Genomic DNA, 16864 nt, shown 5'->3' on the forward strand with positions numbered 1-16864 from the left:
TCACCCCCGCTCGACGACGAAACCGCCTTCCCCGTCGAAACCGACGGTGTACAGCTCGTCGAAACCGTCTTCGGCGCTCGGGCGCCTGAGGCGTTTCAGCGTCGCATACAGACCGACGTCGGGCACCCGGGTTTTCCCTTTCCGGCGCGCGTTGCGCTCTTGGGAGCCCTCGAGATCCGGCGGAAACCAGTACCCGGCGACGCGCGCGCCGTACCGCCTGGCGACCTCGATCAGCGGCGCCCACTCCTCCGGTGACGGGTTGGTGTTGTCCACGACCACCGAACGACCTTCTTCGAGCGCCTCGGCCAGCATCCGCAACTGCCGGGCCTGCGGCCGCCGGGCGTTGGGGAAGGTGTCCTTGCTGACGTGGACGTGCGTTCCCGCGAACTCGCGCCGGAAGAACGTCGACTTCCCGGACGCCTGCAGCCCGATCAGGATCACCACCGCTGTCACGGACACAACGTAGCCGATGGGTTAGGTAAGGCAATAGTCAATAAGGATTGCCTCTATTAACCGAAAAGGTCTTCGCTCGCCGGGTACCGTTCTTTGTGTTTCACTGAAAAGGTGACCGATACCGTATCGACTTCACATCCGCACGAACCGCATGCGGATCTGAGCGGCAAGCTGAACTGGCTGCGCGCCGGGGTCCTCGGCGCGAACGACGGGATCGTTTCGGTGGCGGGCATCGTGGTCGGCGTCGCGGGCGCGACCACCGACTCCACCACGATCGCCACCGCGGGAATCGCGGGGCTCGTCGCGGGCGCCCTTTCGATGGCGGGCGGCGAATACGTCTCCGTGAGCACACAGCGCGACACCGAACGCGCACAGTTGCGGCTGGAAAAGCGCGAACTGAAAGAGATGCCGGAAGCCGAAGAACGGGAACTCGCGGAAATCTACGAGGAGAAGGGCCTTTCGCCGGAACTCGCCGCCGAGGTCGCCCGGGAACTGACCGAAAAGGACGCGTTGCAGGCGCACGCCGAGGCCGAACTCGGCATCGATCCGGACAATCTGACCAGCCCGTGGCAGGCGGCGTGGGCGTCGCTGGTGGCGTTCACCGTGGGCGCGCTGCTGCCGTTGCTGGCGATCGTGTGGACGCCGACCTCCGCGCGGGTCTGGGCGTGCGCGTCGGCGGTCGTGGTCGGGCTGGTGCTGACCGGGTTCATCAGCGCGAAACTGGGCGACGCGCGCGTGGGCCGCGCGATCGCGCGGAACGTCGGCGTCGGCGCGCTGACGATGCTGGTGACCTACTACGTCGGCGTGCTGTTCGGGACCACCGTCGGGTAGGCAATCGGTCCAGGTGGTCGTGAGTGGCGATTCGGGTTAGAACCCGAATCGCCACTCACGACCACCTGGACCGACCACAAGCCGCCGCCGACCTCGCCCAACGAGCGGCAGACGCAGCGAAAGGGCCCTTCACCGCTTCCTATGCGGTGAAGGGCCCTTTCAGCACGTTCGAGGATCGCTCGTCAGTGCGGCATGAAGCGCGTCAGTGAACGCCCTTCATCAGCTTGCGGATCATCGGCGTCGCCACCAGGAGCGCCACACCGACCAAGATGGCCACCCCGCCGACGATGCTGAAGTACGGCGCTTCGTCGTCCACCGTGTAGAACTCGGCGAGCTTTCCGGACATCGCCGTACCGAGCGAAATGGACAGGAAGTTCAGCGCCACCATCTGCGTCCGGAACGCCTCCGGCGCGAGTTTGGTCGAAAGCGAGAGACCGACCGGGGACAGCATCAGTTCCGCCATGGTGAACACGAACAGGATGCCTGCCAGCGCGAGCAGCGGGCTCGCGTTCTTGCCGCTGCCGACCATCGGGAGGAACAGCAGGAACGCCACGCCCATGGTGACCGTGCCGAGCACGAACTTGATCGGCGAGGACGGCTGCCGCGAACCCAGTTTGGTCCAGATCGCGGCGATCACCGGCGCGAACAGGATGATGAACACCGGGTTGATCGAGTTGACCCACGCGACCGGCATCTCCCAGCCGAAGATCGTCCGGTTCAGCCGTTCGTCGGTGTAGGCCGCGACCACGGTGAACTGCTGCTGGTACAGCGAGAAGAACGCGGCGCTCGCGATGAACATCGGGATGAACGAGTACACCCGGCTGCGTTCCTCGGAGGTGATCTTCTTGCTGCCGATGATCACCACGAAGTAGATCACCGAGATGATCGCGACGGCCCAGACGACGACGTCGACCAGGTTCGCCGGGTTGATCACGCCGAAGACCACGAGCAGCACGATCGCGGCGACGCCCACCGCGGTGCCGCCGAAGACCAGCGGCCGCTGCGACGCGGGCAGCGGGTTGGGGACCTCGCTTGCCTTCTCTCCGAGGTTCTTGCGGCCGATCGTGTACTGGATCAGGCCGAGCGCCATCCCGAACGCGGCGAGCCCGAAGCCGACGTGGAAACCGATCTCGCTCTGCGCGAGCCCGGTCAGGAGCGGACCGACGAAGCCACCGACGTTCACGCCCATGTAGAAGATCGTGAAACCGCCGTCACGCCGCTCGTCGCCCGGCGCGTACAGCGTCCCGACGATGGCGGTGGCGTTGGACTTCAGCCCGCCGCTGCCGACGGCCACGCAGACGAGGCCGACACCGATACCCGCGAGACCGGGCAGCACGGCGAGGCTGATGTGGCCGATCATGATCAGGATCGCGCTGTAGAACAGCGTGCGTTCCGAGCCGAGCACCCGGTCCGCGACCCAGGCGCCGATCACCGCCGACAGGTAGACCATGCCGCCGTACGCGCCGACGATGCCGAGCGCGGAGGCCTTCGGCAGGGCCAGGCCGCCCTGGCTGACTTCGTAGTAGAGGTAGATCGGGAGGATGCCGAGCATCCCGTAGAACGAGAAACGCTCCCACATCTCGACGCCGAAGAGGTTCGCGAGCCCTCGTGGGTGCCCGAAAAACCTCGTGTCTCGCTGGACCTCGGTAGAGGTACTCACCATGCCGTCCTTTGTGAAGACATCGTTGTCGGTTTCCGGTTGACATGCTAGAAGCCCAGCATGTGGACGGGACACCGACGTCCGCATGATCTCTGTGGCAGCTGTCATGAACGCGAGATTTCCGCAGCTTGAGGCGTTAAAATCACGTCAAGGTGCGCCGGGAAGTCTGGTCGGCAACAGTATTCGTCGTTGCCGAAACCCGGAGGATGCCGTGAGCACCGGCCCCACCCGTCCCGCGAAAGCCGTCGCCGAATTCGCCCGCTACCTCCGCACGGAGACGACCGGCGGGATGATCCTGCTCGGCGCCACCGCGATCGCCCTCATCTGGGCCAATTCGCCCATCGACGACATTTACCGTGCGATCCGCGATTTCCGGCTCGGTCCCGAATTCCTCCACCTGAATCTGACCATCGGAGACTGGGCGAAAGACGGCCTGCTCGCGCTGTTCTTTTTCGTCGCGGGGCTCGAACTCAAACGCGAACTCGTGGTCGGTGAGCTTTCGCGGTTCAAGCAGGCCATCCTGCCGGTGGTCGCCGCGATCGGCGGCATGATCGTGCCGGCGCTGGTCGCGCTCGCGGTCGGCTGGGGAACGCCGGGCATCGAGCGCGCGTGGGCCGTCCCGGTCGCCACGGACATCGCGTTCGCGCTGGGCGTCCTCGCGCTGACCGCGTCGAACCTGCCGAGCAGCGCCCGCGTCTTCCTGCTCTCGCTCGCGGTGGTCGACGACCTCGGCGCGATCCTCCTCATCGCGATCCTGTTCACCGCGAAGTTCGACCTCGTCGCCGCCGGTGTCGCGGTCGCGGCCCTCGCGCTGTACGCCTACCTGCAGCACCGCCGCGTCCGCAGCGCCTGGATCTACGTGCCGCTGGCCTTGATCACCTGGGTCGCGGTGCATTCGGCGGGCATCCACGCCACGATCGCCGGCGTCGCGCTCGGCCTGCTCACCCGCGTCCGCGCCGACGACGGCGAGGAGCACGCGCCCGCCATCCGGCTCGAACACCGGTTGCAGCCGTGGTCGGCCGCGGTCGCGGTGCCGCTGTTCGCGCTGTTCGCCGCCGGGATCAAGGTGGACGCCGAATCGCTCGGCGCGGTGTTCACCACGGCGTTGCCGCTGGCCGTGCTGATCGGCCTGGTCGGCGGGAAGCTCGTCGGGATCTTCGGCGCCAGCCTGCTCGCCGTGAAGTTCAAGCTCGCGGAGAAACCCCAGGGCATGGGCTGGCGGGACATCGGCGCGCTGTCGATGCTCGGCGGTGTCGGGTTCACGGTGAGCCTCTTGATCGCCGACCTCGCGCTCGACGGGGAGGCCGTCGAGCTGGCGAAGGCGGCGGTGCTGATCGCCTCGGCCATCGCCTCGCTTTCGGCCGCCGCGATGCTGCTGCACCGCAGCCGGGTGCACGCGCGCGAGGATTGAGTAGGCGACACTCGCCGGTCCGTCGCGCCCGTGATCCGGGCACGTGGCACGATGACCGGTGTGAGCAGCCCCAAGCACGAACGTACCGGCCCCGACGGCGTGGGGGCCGTGCCCTACCTCCCCCTGTCGAGCGATGACGACGTGGTAGCGAGCGAGCAGTCCCTCGGGAAACTCGTCGGCGATGCCACACAACACGTCTCGACGCTGATCCGCGCCGAGGTCGAGCTGGCCAAATCCGAGGTCGTCGCGGAGGCGAAGAAGGGCCTCAAGGGCGCCATCTTCTTCCTGGTCGCGCTGGTCATCGGGCTGTACAGCTCGTTCTTCTTCTTTTTCTTCCTCGGCGAGCTGCTGTCCGAGTGGCTGATGCGCTGGGCGGCGTTCGCGATCGTGTTCGGGCTGATGCTCGTCGCGACGGCGGCCGCGGGCTTCCTCGGCTACCGCAAGGTGAAGAAGATCAAGGCGCCGGAGCGGACGATCAACAGCTTCAAGGACACCGCCGCCGCGTTCAAGCCGCGTCACAGCGCCGAGGACGACGCGGCCGCGGTCCGCGACTGAGAAGTCTTCGAGTCGGTGCAGGCGACACCGGATCCGTCGATCGTCCGGATCGACGGTCCGTGGACTCATCGTGACGTCTCGGCGAACGGCATCCGGCTGCACGTCGCCGAACTCGGCGACGGGCCGCTGGTCGTGCTGCTGCACGGGTTCGCCGAGTTCTGGTGGGCCTGGCACCACCAGCTGAGGGCGCTCGCCGGCGCCGGTTTCCGCGTGGTCGCGGTCGATCTGCGCGGCTATGGCGACTCCGACAAACCCCCGCGCGGCTACGACGCCTGGACGCTCGCCGGCGACGTCGGCGGGCTGATCAAGTCGCTCGGCGCGCGCAAGGCCCATCTCGTCGGGCATGCCTGGGGCGGCATGCTCGCGTGGACGGTCGGCGCGCTGCATCCGCGGCTGGTGGCGTCGGTCAGCGTGCTGGGCGGCGCGCATCCGCTGGCGTTGCGCCGGGCCGTCCGGCGGCCGGGGCAGCTGCGTGCTTCGGGCCATCTGTTCCGTTTCCAGGTGCCGATGGCGCCGGAAAAATGGCTGGTCAAGGACGACGCGCTCGCCGTCGAAGAGCTCTTCCGCGCCTGGTCCGGTCCACAGTGGACGGACACCTCCGACTTCACCGAGACGGTGCGGACGTTCCGGCAGGCGATGCTGGTGCAGGGAGTGCCGCACTGCGCGCTCGAGTACTACCGATGGGCGTTCCGCGCCCAGTTTCGCGGCGAAGGCCGCCGGTTCCGCGAAGCACTGCAAGACCGCTTCGCTCCCCGCGTGCTGCAACTGCACGGCGAGGAGGACAGGTGCGTCCTGCCCGACACCGCGGCGGCATCACGGCGCTGGGCGCCGGACGCCCGCCTCGAACGCTGGCCCGGCATCGGGCACTTCCCGCATCTGGAGGCCCCGGAGCGCACGTCGGCCGCGCTGCTGGACTTCTTCCGTATCTTGGAACCATGACCGAACGCAAACCGACGGGCGTGTCGTTCGAGTCCTGGGTGGACCGGCAGATCAGCGCCGCGGAGGCGAAGGGCGAGTTCGACGACCTGCCCGGCGCGGGAAAACCGCTGCCGAAGACGGACGGCAAGGACACCGCCCTGTCCTGGGTGGTGAACAAGGTCCGCGCCGAGGGCCACGACGTTTCGGCGCTGCTGCCGCCTTCGCTGGCGATCGCGAAGGAGCTCGACGACCTACCGGACACCCTCGCGAAGGTGCGTCGTGAGGCGCGGGTGCGGGAGATCGTCGAGGACCTGAACGAACGGATCCGCGCCGAGCACCGGCGTCCGGCCGGAGGTCCGGTGCTGCGGGCACGGCCGCTGGACGTGGACGAGGTCTTGGCCTCCTGGCGCGAAGGCCGCTAGTTCGCGCAGGGCCCCGTCGACGTGTTCGCGCTCAGTGCCGGGGCCGTCTCCACCACCGGCCGCACCTGCTCCGACGTCAGTGTGAACCCGGTCTCCGGATCCTCGACGGCCGCACCGAAGACCACCCCGATGACCTCGCCCTCGGGATTGATCATCGGCCCGCCCGAGTTACCGCTGCGCACCTGCCCGCGCACGGTGAAGACGTCCCGCTGCACGGTGTTCGCCTCGTAGATGTCCGGTCCGCGCAGGTTGATCCGGCCGCGCACTCTGGCGGGCGTCGCGGTGTACGGGCCGTCGAGCGGGTAGCCGAGCACGATCGCGTTGTCTCCCGCCCGCGCGACCCGCGGCGTGAACGGCAGGACGGGCGCCTGGAGCCGCGGCACCGCGAGCACGGCCACGTCGGCCTCGGGGTCGAAGTAGACGACCCTGGCCGGGAACTTGCCGGAAGTCGATTCGATGGCGACCTCGTCGGTCCCCGCGACGACGTGCGCGTTCGTCATCACGCGCTGCGGCGCGACGACGAATCCGCTGCCCTCCAGCGCCCGCGAGCACGAGGTCGCGTTGCCGCGGATCTTCACCACGCTGCGGTGCACCTGTTTGACGATCGCGCTCGCCTGCAGCGCGGTGTCCGGCGGGCTGGTGTCCTCGACGTTCGGCTTCTGGAACGGGTCCACAATGGACGGGAAACCGGACGCGTCCAGCAGTTTGCGCAGTTCGCTCGGGAAGCCCTGTGCCGCTTCCGGCATCACGTTGTTCACTTCGCCGAGCACGACCGAGCTGTTGATCGACTTCGCCAGCCCCGGCACGCCCGAGACGGCCGTCAGCGGCGTCGCGATCAGCCACGCGACCACGAACACCACGGCGGCCTGAACGACCGCGCCGAGCGTCTTGTCGACGACGGAAAGCTTGTCCGGGTTGATCTTCTGCCGCAGTCTCCGGCCGGCCCAGACCCCGAGGGTCTCGCCGAGCGCGACCAGGAACACCACGGTGGCCACCGCGAAGGCGACCTTCGCCGCCGGATGCTGGAAGAGTTCGACGATCAGCGGCGCGATCTTGATCCCGGCGAGCGCGCCGAGCACCACCCCGACCAGCGAGGGGAGGGCGATGATCACCCCTTGGAACGCGCCGGACACGCCCGCCAGCAGCGCGAGGAGGATCACCAGTACGTCGACCCAGTTCACCGGCGCCTACTCCTTCTCCGGCACTTGCCGCCCGTCGACCCGCGCCTGATGTTCGGCCAACGCTACGTCAAGCTCCCGGACGTCGCCTCGGTCCCAGTCCCGTTCCCAGCCGCCGAGCGACAGCGTCATCGCCAGCAGGCCGCCCGTGAACCCCCAGACGAACATCCCGCCGACGTCGAACGCGGGCCCCTTCCAGTCGTAGCCCGCGCGTTTGACCTGGAACCGGTTGGCCGGGTCGGTGAGCTCGGCGATCGGCACCCTGGCCACCGCCGCGGTCTCGCCGGGATCGACGGCGTGCACCGGCGACGGCGTCCGCCAGTAGGCGAGCACCGGCGTCACGGCGAAGCTCGACACCGGCACGAAAAGCTCCGGGAAGACCGCCACCGGCAGCACTCCCGAAGGTTCGACGCCGGTCTCCTCCTCCGCCTCGCGCAACGCGGTGCCGACCGGCCCGCCGTCCTCCGGTTCGGCGCCGCCACCGGGGAAGCTGACCTGACCGGCGTGCGAGCCGAGCGTGTCGGCGCGGCGCTGGAGCAGGACGTCGGGACCCTGCGGGCCTTCGCCGAAGAGCATCAGGACGGACGCGGACCGGTAGGTCGCGTCCCGCGGCACGCTGAACCGGCTGAACGCGTCCGCGCCGATCTCGCCGCTGATCTTGACCAGCGGCTGCAACCAGGCGGGCACGGCCTCCGGATCCACGAGGGGGCCGGTCATGGTGTCCCTTCCACAGCGGCGCGCACCTGGTCAGTGTTCAGGAAGACGCGTGGGTTCTCGATGAGCCGGACGTCGCCGCCCGCCGTGACCAGGTACGTCGCCGGGAGGGAGGAAGGGACCTTCAGTGCCGTCCGCACCGGCCCCGACTGACCGTCACCGTCGAACACCGACGGCAACCGGACCCCCAGTTCGGTCAGCAGCGCAAGCCCGTCGGCCCCGGAGCTCGCGACCTGGACGAGGAGCACGCGCGCGGCACCGGGCGACGCCGCGTACTGCTGGAGCAACGGCAGTTCGGCGCGGCACGGCTCGCACCACGAGGCCCACAGGTTGATCAGCACTGGACCGCCCGAGACCACCTTCGCGAGGTCGACGCGGGAGCCGTCGCCGAGGCATTCGACGTCGACTCCGCGCAGCTTCGCCACCTCGCCCGGCCCAGGCGGCGGGCAGGGGGCGAGGGCGGCCTTCGCGCGCGCGGCCGTGAGATCCCCCGACGTCTTGGCGGGCGCTTGGCCGTCACGCGTCGTGAGCAGCGCGACGATCAGGGCCACCACCAGCACGGCGGCGCCGAGGGCCAGTTTGGTGACCCTGGTCACCGGCGGGCCGCCAGTTCGAGGATGTGCTCGCGTTCTTCGCCCTTGACCAGCTTCGCGGCCTCTTCGAACTCCGTCGGGCCGATTCCGTACGAGGGACACATCTTGGCCAGCGGACAGGCGCCACAGGCGGGTTTGCGGGCGTGGCACACGCGGCGGCCGTGAAAGATCGTCCGGTGCGACAGGAGCGTCCACTCCTTGCGCGGGATCAGCTCGCCGACGGCGTGCTCGACCTTGACCGGGTCTTCCTCCTCGGTCCAGCCCCAGCGGCGGACGAGACGGCCGAAGTGGGTGTCGACGGTGATCCCGGGAACGCCGAAGGCGTCGCCTAGGACGACGTTGGCCGTCTTGCGGCCGACACCCGGCAGCGTGACCAGATCCTTCAGCTTGCCGGGCACTTCGCCGTCGTAGCGCTCCACCAGCGCCGCGCCCAGCCCCATCACCGAGTTCGCCTTGGCGCGGAAGAACCCCGTCGGCCGGAGGTACTCCTCGAGTTCGGCGCGGTCGGCGCCGGCGTAATCGGCGGCCGTCCGATAGCGGGCGAAGAGGGCGGGCGTGACCTGATTCACGCGGACGTCGGTGGTCTGCGCCGAAAGCACGACCGCGACCAGCAATTCGAGCGGAGTGGTGAAGTCAAGCTCACAGTGCGCGTCCGGGAACTCGTCGTCGAGGCAACGCTTCATCCGCCTGGCGCGTCTCACCAATGCGAGCCGGCTTTCACCCTTGCCCCCCGCACGGGGGGCATTGGCAGGGGCAGGAGGCACCCCGATAGCCTACGGGCGCCATCGGACGAGCCAGTGGGAGCACCCGCCGGTCGACGGCCGACACGCCAGAGCACCACCTCGGCGCTTCGATCGAGGACGCCATGAGCGAGGATCTGGAGTAATGCACAACTTTTCCGAATTCCCTGGGCAGGGCTCATGACCGTCTGGTTCGTCATCCTGGTCCCCCTGGTGATCATGTTCTTCGCGCTGTTCATGGAACGCGTGGAGACCAGGCTCAAGCACGTCGCGGTGCAGGAGAACGAGGTCGAGGAGTTCCTCGAGCAGGCTCAGCCCAACGAGGTCAGGGCCCTCTACGGGCACGGCATCGGGCGCGCGCTCGAGCTTTTCCGGCTGCGCAGGCTGGGCGGGAAGGCGGCCAGGCTTCGCGCGCGACGCGTGCGGAGTTAGGCTCCACGTTCGAGCGAGATCGTTCCCGGCCGCCCGCGCGTTCGGCGTGCCGACGAGCGATCTCGCGCGCACGACCTAGACTGACGCGAAAAGTGATCGACGACACGGTCCTCGGCAGAATGAGGATCGACGTCGTATCTCGATGAGGAGGCACCCGAGGTGGACGAAACCCTGGCCCGAGCGGGCATTTTCCAGGGTGTTGAGCCGGCAGCCGCCGAGGCGCTGGCACAGACCTTGGAATCCGTGGAGTTCCCTCGCGGGCATGTCATCTTCAACGAGGGTGAACCCGGCGACAAGCTTTACATCATCCAGTCCGGCAAGGTGAAGATCGGCCGCAAGTCACCCGACGGCCGCGAGAACCTGCTCGGCATCTTCGGCCCGTCCGACATGTTCGGCGAGCTGTCCATTTTCGACCCCGGCCCGCGGACGTCCAGCGCGACGACCGTGACCGAGGTCCGCGCGGTGACGATGGACCGCCCGGCGCTGCGGCAGTGGATCTCCACCCGCCCGGAGATCGCCGAGCAGTTACTGCGGGTGGTCGCCCGGCGGCTGCGCCGGACGAACAACATGGTCGCCGAGCTGATCTTCACCGACGTCCCCGGCCGCGTGGCGCGTGCGCTGCTGCAGCTGGCGCAGCGCTTCGGCAGCCAGGAGGCCGGTCTGCTCCGGGTCACGCACGACCTGACGCAGGAAGAGATCGCCCAGTACGTCGGCGCCTCGCGCGAGACCGTCAACAAGGCTCTCGCCGACTTCGCGCACCGTGGCTGGCTGCGGCTCGAAGGCAAGAGCGTCCTGATCCTGGACCCGGAGCGCCTGGCCCGCCGCGCCCGTTGATTTCAAGTACGTGAAGGCCCCCTTCACTGCGCTAGACGCAGTGAAGGGGGCCTTCACGTACTAGTGCTCGACACCGTGCTCGACACAACGAAGAGCCGGGCGCCACCCCCGACGTGGCGCACCGGCTCTTCGCTGTGCGCGGACCATCCCCCGACGATCCGCGCTCCCCGCCCTCCGGAACAAGGCCCCGACCCGTATGCCGGAGGGAGCTGGAGACTGTGTGATTGTCGTACAACCATCCACGGCCATCGGCCGTGAACTCAAGCTCTTTCACTCTCAAGGACGCCGAACGCGTCGATTTGTTGCCCCGAATGACCCAGAATCGGCCGACTGTTACCCGATCGTGACGAACTGGAGCGCTTCGACCCTCGTAGTACCCAAAACCGGTGGTGACCAAACTTACCGCCAAGGAACTGGTACTCGCGTACCAAAGTGTTCATACTGGTACGCGTGTCCCAGTCTGTGTCCGCTTCCGCCGAGAGCCACCGCACCTCCCTCGCCGACTACCGGGCCGCGCTGACCGCGCCCGGATCCCGCGGGGCGGTGATCGCGTCCCTGCTCGCCCGCCTGCCGATCGCGATGATCGGCATCTCCGCGCTGCTCTACGTCCAGCGCGAGACGGGCTCCTTCGCCGCGGCCGGACTGGTGTCGGCCGGGTCGCTGGTGGGCGTCTCCGTGGGCGCGGTCGTGCAGGGACGGCTCATCGACCGCTTCGGTCCGACCAGGCCGCTGCTGACCACCACCGTGCTTTTCGCGCTGGCGATGACCGCGCTGGTGTTCGCGATCGAGGCGCACGCGCCGACCCTCGTGCTGGTCCCGCTCGCCTTCGGCACCGGGATCACGGAGCCGATGGTCGGTTCGGCCTCGCGCGCGCTGTGGACACGCCTGCTGCCCGCCGGGCCGACGCGGAACGCCGCGTTCTCGTACGAGGCGATCTCCATGGAGGTCTTCTTCATCCTCGGCCCCGGGTTCGCGGGGCTGCTGATCGCCGCGCCGTGGGCGGGCACCGGCATCGTGACCGGCTCGCTGACCATGATCGCGGGCGCCGTGCTGTTCGCACTGAGCCCGACCGTGCGCGCGTGGGGGCCGTCGCCGTCGACGGGCGGCAAACTGCTCGGCGCGCTGGCCAGCCCCGGGATGCGCACGCTCGCGATCGCCGCGCTGGGCTTCGGCGCCGTGATCGGGTTCGTCGAGGTCGCCGTCCCCGCTGCCGCCACCGAGGCTGGGAACACCTCCATCGGCGGTCTGCTGCTCTCGGCGTGGTCGGTCAGCTCGGTCGCGTTCGGCGTCGCGTACAGCCTGCGCCCGTGGCCGCGTCAGATGGGCCTGCGGCTGCCGGTGCTGCTGGCCGGATTCGGCGCGCTGGTGGCGCTGCTCGCGCTGCCCGGCTCGCTCTGGGGCCTCGCGCTCGCCATGCTCGCCGCGGGCGCGCTCATCACGCCGCAGTCGACGACGCACTCGGCGGCCATCGAGATCGCCGCGCCGAAGGGCACGGCGGCCGAGGCGTTCGGCTGGGTGCTCACCGCGGTGACCCTCGGTCTCGCGTTCGGGCAGTCGGTCAGCGGCTACCTCGTCGAGCACGCTGGACACGAAGCGGCGTTCCTCGCCGCCGGCGGTGTCGGGTTCGCGCTCGCCGCGGTGGTGTGGCTGCTGCGCGGCACCTTCCGCCCCCGGCCGGCCGGAGCCGTCGCCGAAGCCCCCGAACTTGTCGGTGCCGCCCGCTAGCTTGCGGGCATGGACCTGACTGCCGCCACCCGCTCCCTCTCGTCCGCCGTCTCCGCCGCCGCCCGGCTGCTGTCGGCCCGCTCCGGCCTGCTCCTGCGCGCCGGGAAGGACGGGCTGACCGTCGGCGGCAGCGACAGTGAGCGGGCGGTACTCCTGACCAGTGACGCCATGGTCCACACCGACGGTGAGGTCCTCGTCCCCGCCGGGCCGCTCGCGGAGACGCTGCGCATGCTCGACGACGACCTGGTGCGCCTGGTCGTCGAGGGTTCGCGGCTGGCGGTGCGGGTGGAGGGTGGCCGTTACGCGCTTCCTCTGCTGAGCCGCGAATTGGAACTGCCGGACATGCCGCCGAAGGTGTCCGAAGTGGACGGTCACGCGCTGGCGACCGCGTTGCGCACGGTCGCGGGCACGGCGGCGAAGGACGACGCGCTGCCGATGTTCACCGGCGTCCGGGTACAGAGCTTCAGCCGCGAGCTGCGGCTGACGGCGTCCGACCGGTACCGGATGGCCGTGGCCACCCTGCCTTTGCGGTCCGAAGGCGAGCCGATCGACGCGCTCGTCCCGGCGGGCCTGCTCGCGGAGACGGCGAAGCAGGCACGCGGCGTCGTCGGCCTGCATGGTGACAAGACCCGCTTCGGGCTGAGCTGGGCCGGCGTCACCGTCACCACCGCCGTGCTCGACGCGGGATTCCTGTCGGAGAAGCTGATCGAATCGTCCACTGTGGACACCACGGTCGAGGTCGCCGCCGACGCGCTGGCCGCCGCCGTGCGCCGGGTGGGCGTCTACGCGGACGATCGCCGGGTGCTGACGCTGGAGGTCGGCGACTCGCACCTCCGGCTGGCCAGTTCGAAGCAGGACACCGGGGAGGCCGAGGAGACCTTGAAGGCCGAGGTTTCGGGCGGCCGGACGTCACCCTCGTTCCAGGCGCGCTACCTGCTGGACGCGCTGCAGGGTTTCGCCGGGGAACGGGTGCGGCTCGAAATCCAGCCAGGGATGCGGGCTTGCGTCATCCGGGCGGTGGAGCCGGGAGATGTGGAGCTGACGTACTACGTGATGCCGATGCTGGCGCGCTGACGCTGGCGCCACAAGGGACCCATGCCGTGGCGCGTGTTGCGAAAGCCACTTTCGCAACGTTGAAGGTTGCGAAAGTGGCTTTCGCAACACGGTAGAGGTGAGCGCGAGGCATGCCGAGGACGACCGCCTCCCCTTCGCCCGGTGTCGCGAAAGCCACTTTCGCGACACCAGGTGTCCCGAAAGTGGCTTTCGCGACACCGGCCAAGCCGCCCAACTCGACGCGTCGCCCCGTACCGAACAACCTAGGCGGAAGCGGCCTTCACCGCGGCCTCGATCTCACCGAACGAAGGGTTCACCATCGCCTTCGAGCCCACGAAGACCGTCGGCACGACCTCGTTCCCGTTCGCCACGGAACGCACCCGCGCGGCGGCGTCCGGGTCCTCCCAGATGTTGACCCGCTTCACCTTGAAACCGCTCTTCGACAGCGGCCGTTCCAGCGCGGCGCAGAACCCGCATCCGGGGCGCCAGTAGAACTCGACCTCGACGTCACTCATTCGCCGTCCTCCGACCTCAGGTAGTCCAACTGCGCCTGCACGCTCCATTCGGCGGGCGCCCACAAAGCCTTGTCGACGTCGGCGTAGACGACCTCGACCACCTGGCGCGGGGTGGCGTCCGCACCGAGCTTCTCCAGTGCCGAACGCACCTGGTCGAGCCGTTCTTCCCGGTGCGCCAGGTATTCGCGCGCGGTCGCGGCCAGGTCGGGCAGCTCGGGGCCGTGTCCCGGCAGGCCGATGGTGCCGCCGGGCAGGCCGATGAGCTTCCGCAGCGAGCGCAGGTAGTCGCCGAGGTCGTGCAGCACGGTGGTGCCGCGGCCGAGGATGGTGTCGCCGGTCAGGATCTGCCCGTCGGACACCAGGCAGATCGAGTCGCCGGTGTGGCCGGGCGTGTGCAGCACCGACAGCCGGACGCCGCCCGCCTCGATCACTTCACCGTCCACAAGGGACTTTCTGCCGACGCAGAGCGACTCGTCGAAGGCCCGCACCGGGGCGCCGACGCGCTCGGCGAACCAGGGCGCGCCCTCGGCGTGGTCGGGGTGGTGGTGGGTCAGGACGATCAGTTCGACGGCACCGGTCTCCGCCAGCAGCGTCAGATGCTCGATGTCCTCGTGCCCCGGGTCGACGACCACGGAGCCGGACGCGTCTGGCCCGCGCAGCACCCAGGAATTGGTGCCCTCCAACGTCATCGACGACGGATTGTGCTCCAGCAGCACGGAAGCCGTCGGCGTCACCTGGCGCAGCACGCCGTACGCGGGGGCGTTCATGCCGGGTCCAGGACGACGCGGACCTTGTCGCCTTCGCGCACCAGCGTCGGCATGATCTTCGAGATCTCGCGTTCGACGGCCTGGGCCGCGGCCGCCGAGTCGAACTCGCCCAGTTCCGAAAGCGTCATCCAGGTCGGTGGCATGAGCATGCGGCGCCCCTCCTTGGCATCGGCGATGGCCTCCTCGGGCCGCTGCCAGCCGGAGCTGACGGCCTCGGAGGTGGCGCCGTCCGCTTCCTGCCCCTCGGGCAGCACGGCGACGAAGAAGCAGGTGTCGTAGCGGCGCGGCTCCTGCGGCGGGGTGACCCAGTTCGCCCACGGGCGCAGCAGATCCGCGCGCAACGTCAGGCCGTTGGCTTCGAGGAACGCGGCGAGCGAGAGCTCCCGGGAAACCAGCTTCGCGCGGGCGTCGTGGTAAGGCGTCGTATCGGTGACGACGGCGTCCCCGACGCTCGCTAGCAGCACACCCGACTCCTCGAACGTCTCCCGCACGGCCGCGCACACCAGGGCGCGGGCGAGCGATTCGTCGCAGCCGAAGCGCTCCGCCCACCACGCCGGCTTGGGGCCCGCCCAGCTGACGGAGGTGTCGACATCGCGGGAATCCACGCCGCCACCGGGGAAGACGGTCATCCCGCCCGCGAACGGCATGCCCTTCACCCGGTGCTGGAGGAAGACCTCGACGCCGTCGGCGCCGTCCCGGAGGAGGATCACGGTCGCCGCGTCCTTGGGCGTCACCGGCTCACCGTCGGCGTTGGCGCGGGTGCCCACCCCGGCCCCCACCGGGATGTCGAATGTCAGTTCTTCAGCCACCCTCGCAACCTAACATCGCAATTCGTCCTCTGGATGCGGTAGTTGCGCGTGCAACCACCGCATCCAGAGGACGAAATGCTCAAAACAGGTCAGGAAGACCAGCCGCTGCTGCGCGAAGCACCGTTCAGCCGGATCTTCGCCGCTTCGGCGCGCTCCCGTTCGGCGAGCTCGGCGTGCAGCTCACGCAGGAGCGCGCGGTCGCGCTCGCTCAGGCTGGGGTCGTCGAGGTCGAGAGCGGGCAGCTCGACGACCTCGTGCATGCTCGGCTTGCCCGTGGCGATCTCGCGGCCCTTTTCGGGGTCCTCCTTGAGCGCCTGGCGCAGCTGCGCCACCTCGGCCGGCGTCAGGTCGGCCGTGCGCTCGGCGCGGGTCTCCGCCCGCGACTTGCGCGGCGATGCCGACTCCGACGAGGACGACGACGGCGTCGCCGCGGGCGCCTGCTGCACGATCGGCACCACCGGCGCGATCGGCTCGACCGGTTCGTGGCTCCCGCTGCCGACCGGCCGAAGCCCGTGCCTGCTCGGCTGCTCCTTGACCGGCTCGGGAGCCGGGGCGGGAGCGGGCGGCGGGGTCACCGGCTCGGACCGAAAGTCACTGGAGTGGGTACTCCCGGTGACCCAGACAGGACTCGCGGCCGACGACGCGGCCTGGTGGTACGCGGACCGCGCGACGCCGGGTCCCGCGACCTCGACGACCGAACGGATCCCCGCGCGGCGAAGCGCGGTGTCCACGCGGAACGCGACGGCGGGCGGGTTGCCCTCCGGGCCGATCTCGACCAGGACCACCCGCTGCGGCAGCGCGCCGGGCACACTGCCCGCCGGCGTGTTCCGCCACACCGCGTGCACCGAGCGGACGTCCGGCAGCACCTGCAGGGTGCGGTCGAGCGCCTCGGCGAGGCCGAATTCGGGCTGGTTCTCACCGGTGAACCGGTGGGTGAGCACCGGCTCGTCCTCCTCGACGACCAGCAGGTCGTTCGCCAGGGTGGCGTCGGACCTGCTCATCTCGAGGACGAGCGCGAGTTCACGCTGTTCGGCCGAGCTCACCGGGATCTTCCCCGCGATCAGGGTGCCGGTGGTGAGCTCCACCGCTTCGTCGATGTGCGCACGCGCGATCAGCTCACGCGCTTCGGTCAAAGCACTGTCGTCGATACGACCCGCCAGGGCCAGTAACAGGTTGTGCAGGCGCAGGGGCACCGAGAACCCGTCCATGGGCGGGCCGTCGTGGACCTCCACCATTGCTCTGCTCCCTCCCGGC

19 protein-coding genes are annotated in these 16864 nt (G+C 69.4%); 9 read left to right on the forward strand and 10 right to left on the reverse strand.

Going from position 1 to position 16864, the window contains the following annotated elements:
- Positions 1-453, reverse strand: coding sequence for an ATP-binding protein (locus tag NQK81_RS23090; RefSeq protein WP_257483238.1), 453 nt, complete (start codon positions 451-453; stop codon positions 1-3).
- Between the two features lie 111 nt (positions 454-564).
- Between NQK81_RS23090 and NQK81_RS23095 the strand changes: the two genes are divergently transcribed.
- A complete protein-coding gene (locus NQK81_RS23095; protein ID WP_257483239.1) occupies positions 565-1284 on the forward strand; it encodes a VIT1/CCC1 transporter family protein in 720 nt (239 codons plus the stop codon).
- A 202-nt stretch (positions 1285-1486) separates the two neighbouring features.
- On the opposite strand, the gene NQK81_RS23100 is transcribed toward NQK81_RS23095, so the two are convergent.
- A complete protein-coding gene (locus NQK81_RS23100; protein ID WP_185926953.1) occupies positions 1487-2947 on the reverse strand; it encodes a peptide MFS transporter in 1461 nt (486 codons plus the stop codon).
- A 286-nt stretch (positions 2948-3233) separates the two neighbouring features.
- On the opposite strand from NQK81_RS23100, the gene nhaA reads away from it, so the two are divergent.
- Genes nhaA through NQK81_RS23120 form a run of 4 tightly spaced genes read left to right on the forward strand, consistent with a single transcriptional unit; the run spans position 3234 to position 6250 of the window.
- On the forward strand, positions 3234-4355 hold the full coding sequence (gene nhaA / locus NQK81_RS23105; protein WP_257489819.1) for a Na+/H+ antiporter NhaA: 1122 nt from the start codon (positions 3234-3236) through the stop codon (positions 4353-4355).
- 51 nt (positions 4356-4406) lie between these two features.
- Positions 4407-4910: a phage holin family protein gene (locus NQK81_RS23110; protein WP_126730044.1), complete on the forward strand. Its 504-nt coding sequence runs from the start codon at positions 4407-4409 to the stop codon at positions 4908-4910.
- A 15-nt stretch (positions 4911-4925) separates the two neighbouring features.
- On the forward strand, positions 4926-5849 hold the full coding sequence (locus NQK81_RS23115) for an alpha/beta fold hydrolase (protein ID WP_257483240.1): 924 nt from the start codon (positions 4926-4928) through the stop codon (positions 5847-5849).
- Complete coding sequence (locus NQK81_RS23120; protein ID WP_257483241.1) at positions 5846-6250, forward strand: DnaJ family domain-containing protein; 405 nt, start codon at positions 5846-5848, stop codon at positions 6248-6250. The genes NQK81_RS23115 and NQK81_RS23120 overlap by 4 nt, the downstream gene beginning before the upstream one ends.
- Here NQK81_RS23120 and NQK81_RS23125 read toward each other — a convergent pair.
- From NQK81_RS23125 to nth, 4 genes are read right to left on the reverse strand one after another with little or no spacing between them, the layout of a single operon-like run.
- Positions 6247-7431 (reverse strand): MarP family serine protease, encoded by a 1185-nt coding sequence (locus tag NQK81_RS23125; RefSeq protein WP_257483242.1) that lies wholly within the window; start codon positions 7429-7431, stop codon positions 6247-6249. The two genes, NQK81_RS23120 and NQK81_RS23125, sit on opposite strands and share 4 nt — an antisense overlap.
- A 6-nt stretch (positions 7432-7437) precedes the next feature.
- Complete coding sequence (locus tag NQK81_RS23130; protein ID WP_126730037.1) at positions 7438-8145, reverse strand: NUDIX hydrolase; 708 nt, start codon at positions 8143-8145, stop codon at positions 7438-7440.
- Positions 8142-8738, reverse strand: a complete 597-nt coding sequence (locus NQK81_RS23135; protein WP_257483243.1) for a TlpA family protein disulfide reductase — start codon at positions 8736-8738, stop codon at positions 8142-8144. The genes NQK81_RS23130 and NQK81_RS23135 overlap by 4 nt, the downstream gene beginning before the upstream one ends.
- Positions 8735-9418, reverse strand: coding sequence for an endonuclease III (gene nth, locus NQK81_RS23140; RefSeq protein WP_126730625.1), 684 nt, complete (start codon positions 9416-9418; stop codon positions 8735-8737). The genes NQK81_RS23135 and nth overlap by 4 nt, the downstream gene beginning before the upstream one ends.
- 237 nt (positions 9419-9655) lie before the next feature.
- On the opposite strand from nth, the gene NQK81_RS23145 reads away from it, so the two are divergent.
- The 4 genes from NQK81_RS23145 to dnaN all read left to right on the forward strand — a co-directional run bounded on the left by NQK81_RS23145 (position 9656) and on the right by dnaN (position 13540).
- Positions 9656-9907 (forward strand): hypothetical protein, encoded by a 252-nt coding sequence (locus NQK81_RS23145; RefSeq protein WP_005166943.1) that lies wholly within the window; start codon positions 9656-9658, stop codon positions 9905-9907.
- Between the two features lie 159 nt (positions 9908-10066).
- Positions 10067-10741 carry a Crp/Fnr family transcriptional regulator gene (locus NQK81_RS23150; protein ID WP_003081747.1) on the forward strand — a complete coding sequence of 225 codons (675 nt, stop codon included), beginning with the start codon at positions 10067-10069 and terminating at the stop codon, positions 10739-10741.
- A 462-nt stretch (positions 10742-11203) separates the two neighbouring features.
- On the forward strand, positions 11204-12466 hold the full coding sequence (locus tag NQK81_RS23155) for an MFS transporter (RefSeq protein WP_371878914.1): 1263 nt from the start codon (positions 11204-11206) through the stop codon (positions 12464-12466).
- A 9-nt stretch (positions 12467-12475) separates the two neighbouring features.
- Positions 12476-13540, forward strand: a complete 1065-nt coding sequence (dnaN, locus tag NQK81_RS23160; protein WP_257483245.1) for a DNA polymerase III subunit beta — start codon at positions 12476-12478, stop codon at positions 13538-13540.
- A 242-nt stretch (positions 13541-13782) separates the two neighbouring features.
- Here dnaN and NQK81_RS23165 read toward each other — a convergent pair whose 3' ends face one another.
- The 4 genes from NQK81_RS23165 to NQK81_RS23180 all read right to left on the reverse strand — a co-directional run bounded on the left by NQK81_RS23165 (position 13783) and on the right by NQK81_RS23180 (position 16845).
- The gene (locus NQK81_RS23165; protein WP_034314716.1) at positions 13783-14034 is read right to left on the reverse strand and encodes a glutaredoxin family protein; all 252 of its coding nucleotides are present in this window, start codon (positions 14032-14034) and stop codon (positions 13783-13785) included.
- Positions 14031-14801: an MBL fold metallo-hydrolase gene (locus NQK81_RS23170; protein WP_257483246.1), complete on the reverse strand. Its 771-nt coding sequence runs from the start codon at positions 14799-14801 to the stop codon at positions 14031-14033. The genes NQK81_RS23165 and NQK81_RS23170 overlap by 4 nt, the downstream gene beginning before the upstream one ends.
- A complete protein-coding gene (locus NQK81_RS23175) occupies positions 14798-15610 on the reverse strand; it encodes an NUDIX hydrolase (RefSeq protein ID WP_257483247.1) in 813 nt (270 codons plus the stop codon). Before NQK81_RS23175 ends, NQK81_RS23170 begins: the two co-directional genes overlap by 4 nt.
- Positions 15611-15699: 89 nt before the next feature.
- Positions 15700-16845: a hypothetical protein gene (locus NQK81_RS23180; RefSeq protein ID WP_257483248.1), complete on the reverse strand. Its 1146-nt coding sequence runs from the start codon at positions 16843-16845 to the stop codon at positions 15700-15702.
- Positions 16846-16864 lie beyond the last annotated feature (19 nt).

Source organism: Amycolatopsis roodepoortensis (genome assembly GCF_024628825.1).
GTDB lineage: Bacteria > Actinomycetota > Actinomycetes > Mycobacteriales > Pseudonocardiaceae > Amycolatopsis > Amycolatopsis roodepoortensis.

What these genes read in the sequence shown, in the direction of transcription:
- NQK81_RS23100 (WP_185926953.1), bottom strand. Translation starts at nt 2,947, where the DNA reads ATGGTGAGTACCTCTACCGAGGTCCAGCGAGACACGAGGTTTTTCGGG.
- nhaA (WP_257489819.1), top strand. Translation starts at nt 3,234, where the DNA reads ATGATCCTGCTCGGCGCCACCGCGATCGCCCTCATCTGGGCCAATTCG.
- NQK81_RS23110 (WP_126730044.1), top strand. Translation starts at nt 4,407, where the DNA reads ATGACCGGTGTGAGCAGCCCCAAGCACGAACGTACCGGCCCCGACGGC.
- NQK81_RS23120 (WP_257483241.1), top strand. Translation starts at nt 5,846, where the DNA reads ATGACCGAACGCAAACCGACGGGCGTGTCGTTCGAGTCCTGGGTGGAC.
- NQK81_RS23130 (WP_126730037.1), bottom strand. Translation starts at nt 8,145, where the DNA reads ATGACCGGCCCCCTCGTGGATCCGGAGGCCGTGCCCGCCTGGTTGCAG.
- nth (WP_126730625.1), bottom strand. Translation starts at nt 9,418, where the DNA reads ATGAAGCGTTGCCTCGACGACGAGTTCCCGGACGCGCACTGTGAGCTT.
- NQK81_RS23145 (WP_005166943.1), top strand. Translation starts at nt 9,656, where the DNA reads ATGACCGTCTGGTTCGTCATCCTGGTCCCCCTGGTGATCATGTTCTTC.
- dnaN (WP_257483245.1), top strand. Translation starts at nt 12,476, where the DNA reads ATGGACCTGACTGCCGCCACCCGCTCCCTCTCGTCCGCCGTCTCCGCC.
- NQK81_RS23165 (WP_034314716.1), bottom strand. Translation starts at nt 14,034, where the DNA reads ATGAGTGACGTCGAGGTCGAGTTCTACTGGCGCCCCGGATGCGGGTTC.
- NQK81_RS23170 (WP_257483246.1), bottom strand. Translation starts at nt 14,801, where the DNA reads ATGAACGCCCCCGCGTACGGCGTGCTGCGCCAGGTGACGCCGACGGCT.
- NQK81_RS23180 (WP_257483248.1), bottom strand. Translation starts at nt 16,845, where the DNA reads ATGGTGGAGGTCCACGACGGCCCGCCCATGGACGGGTTCTCGGTGCCC.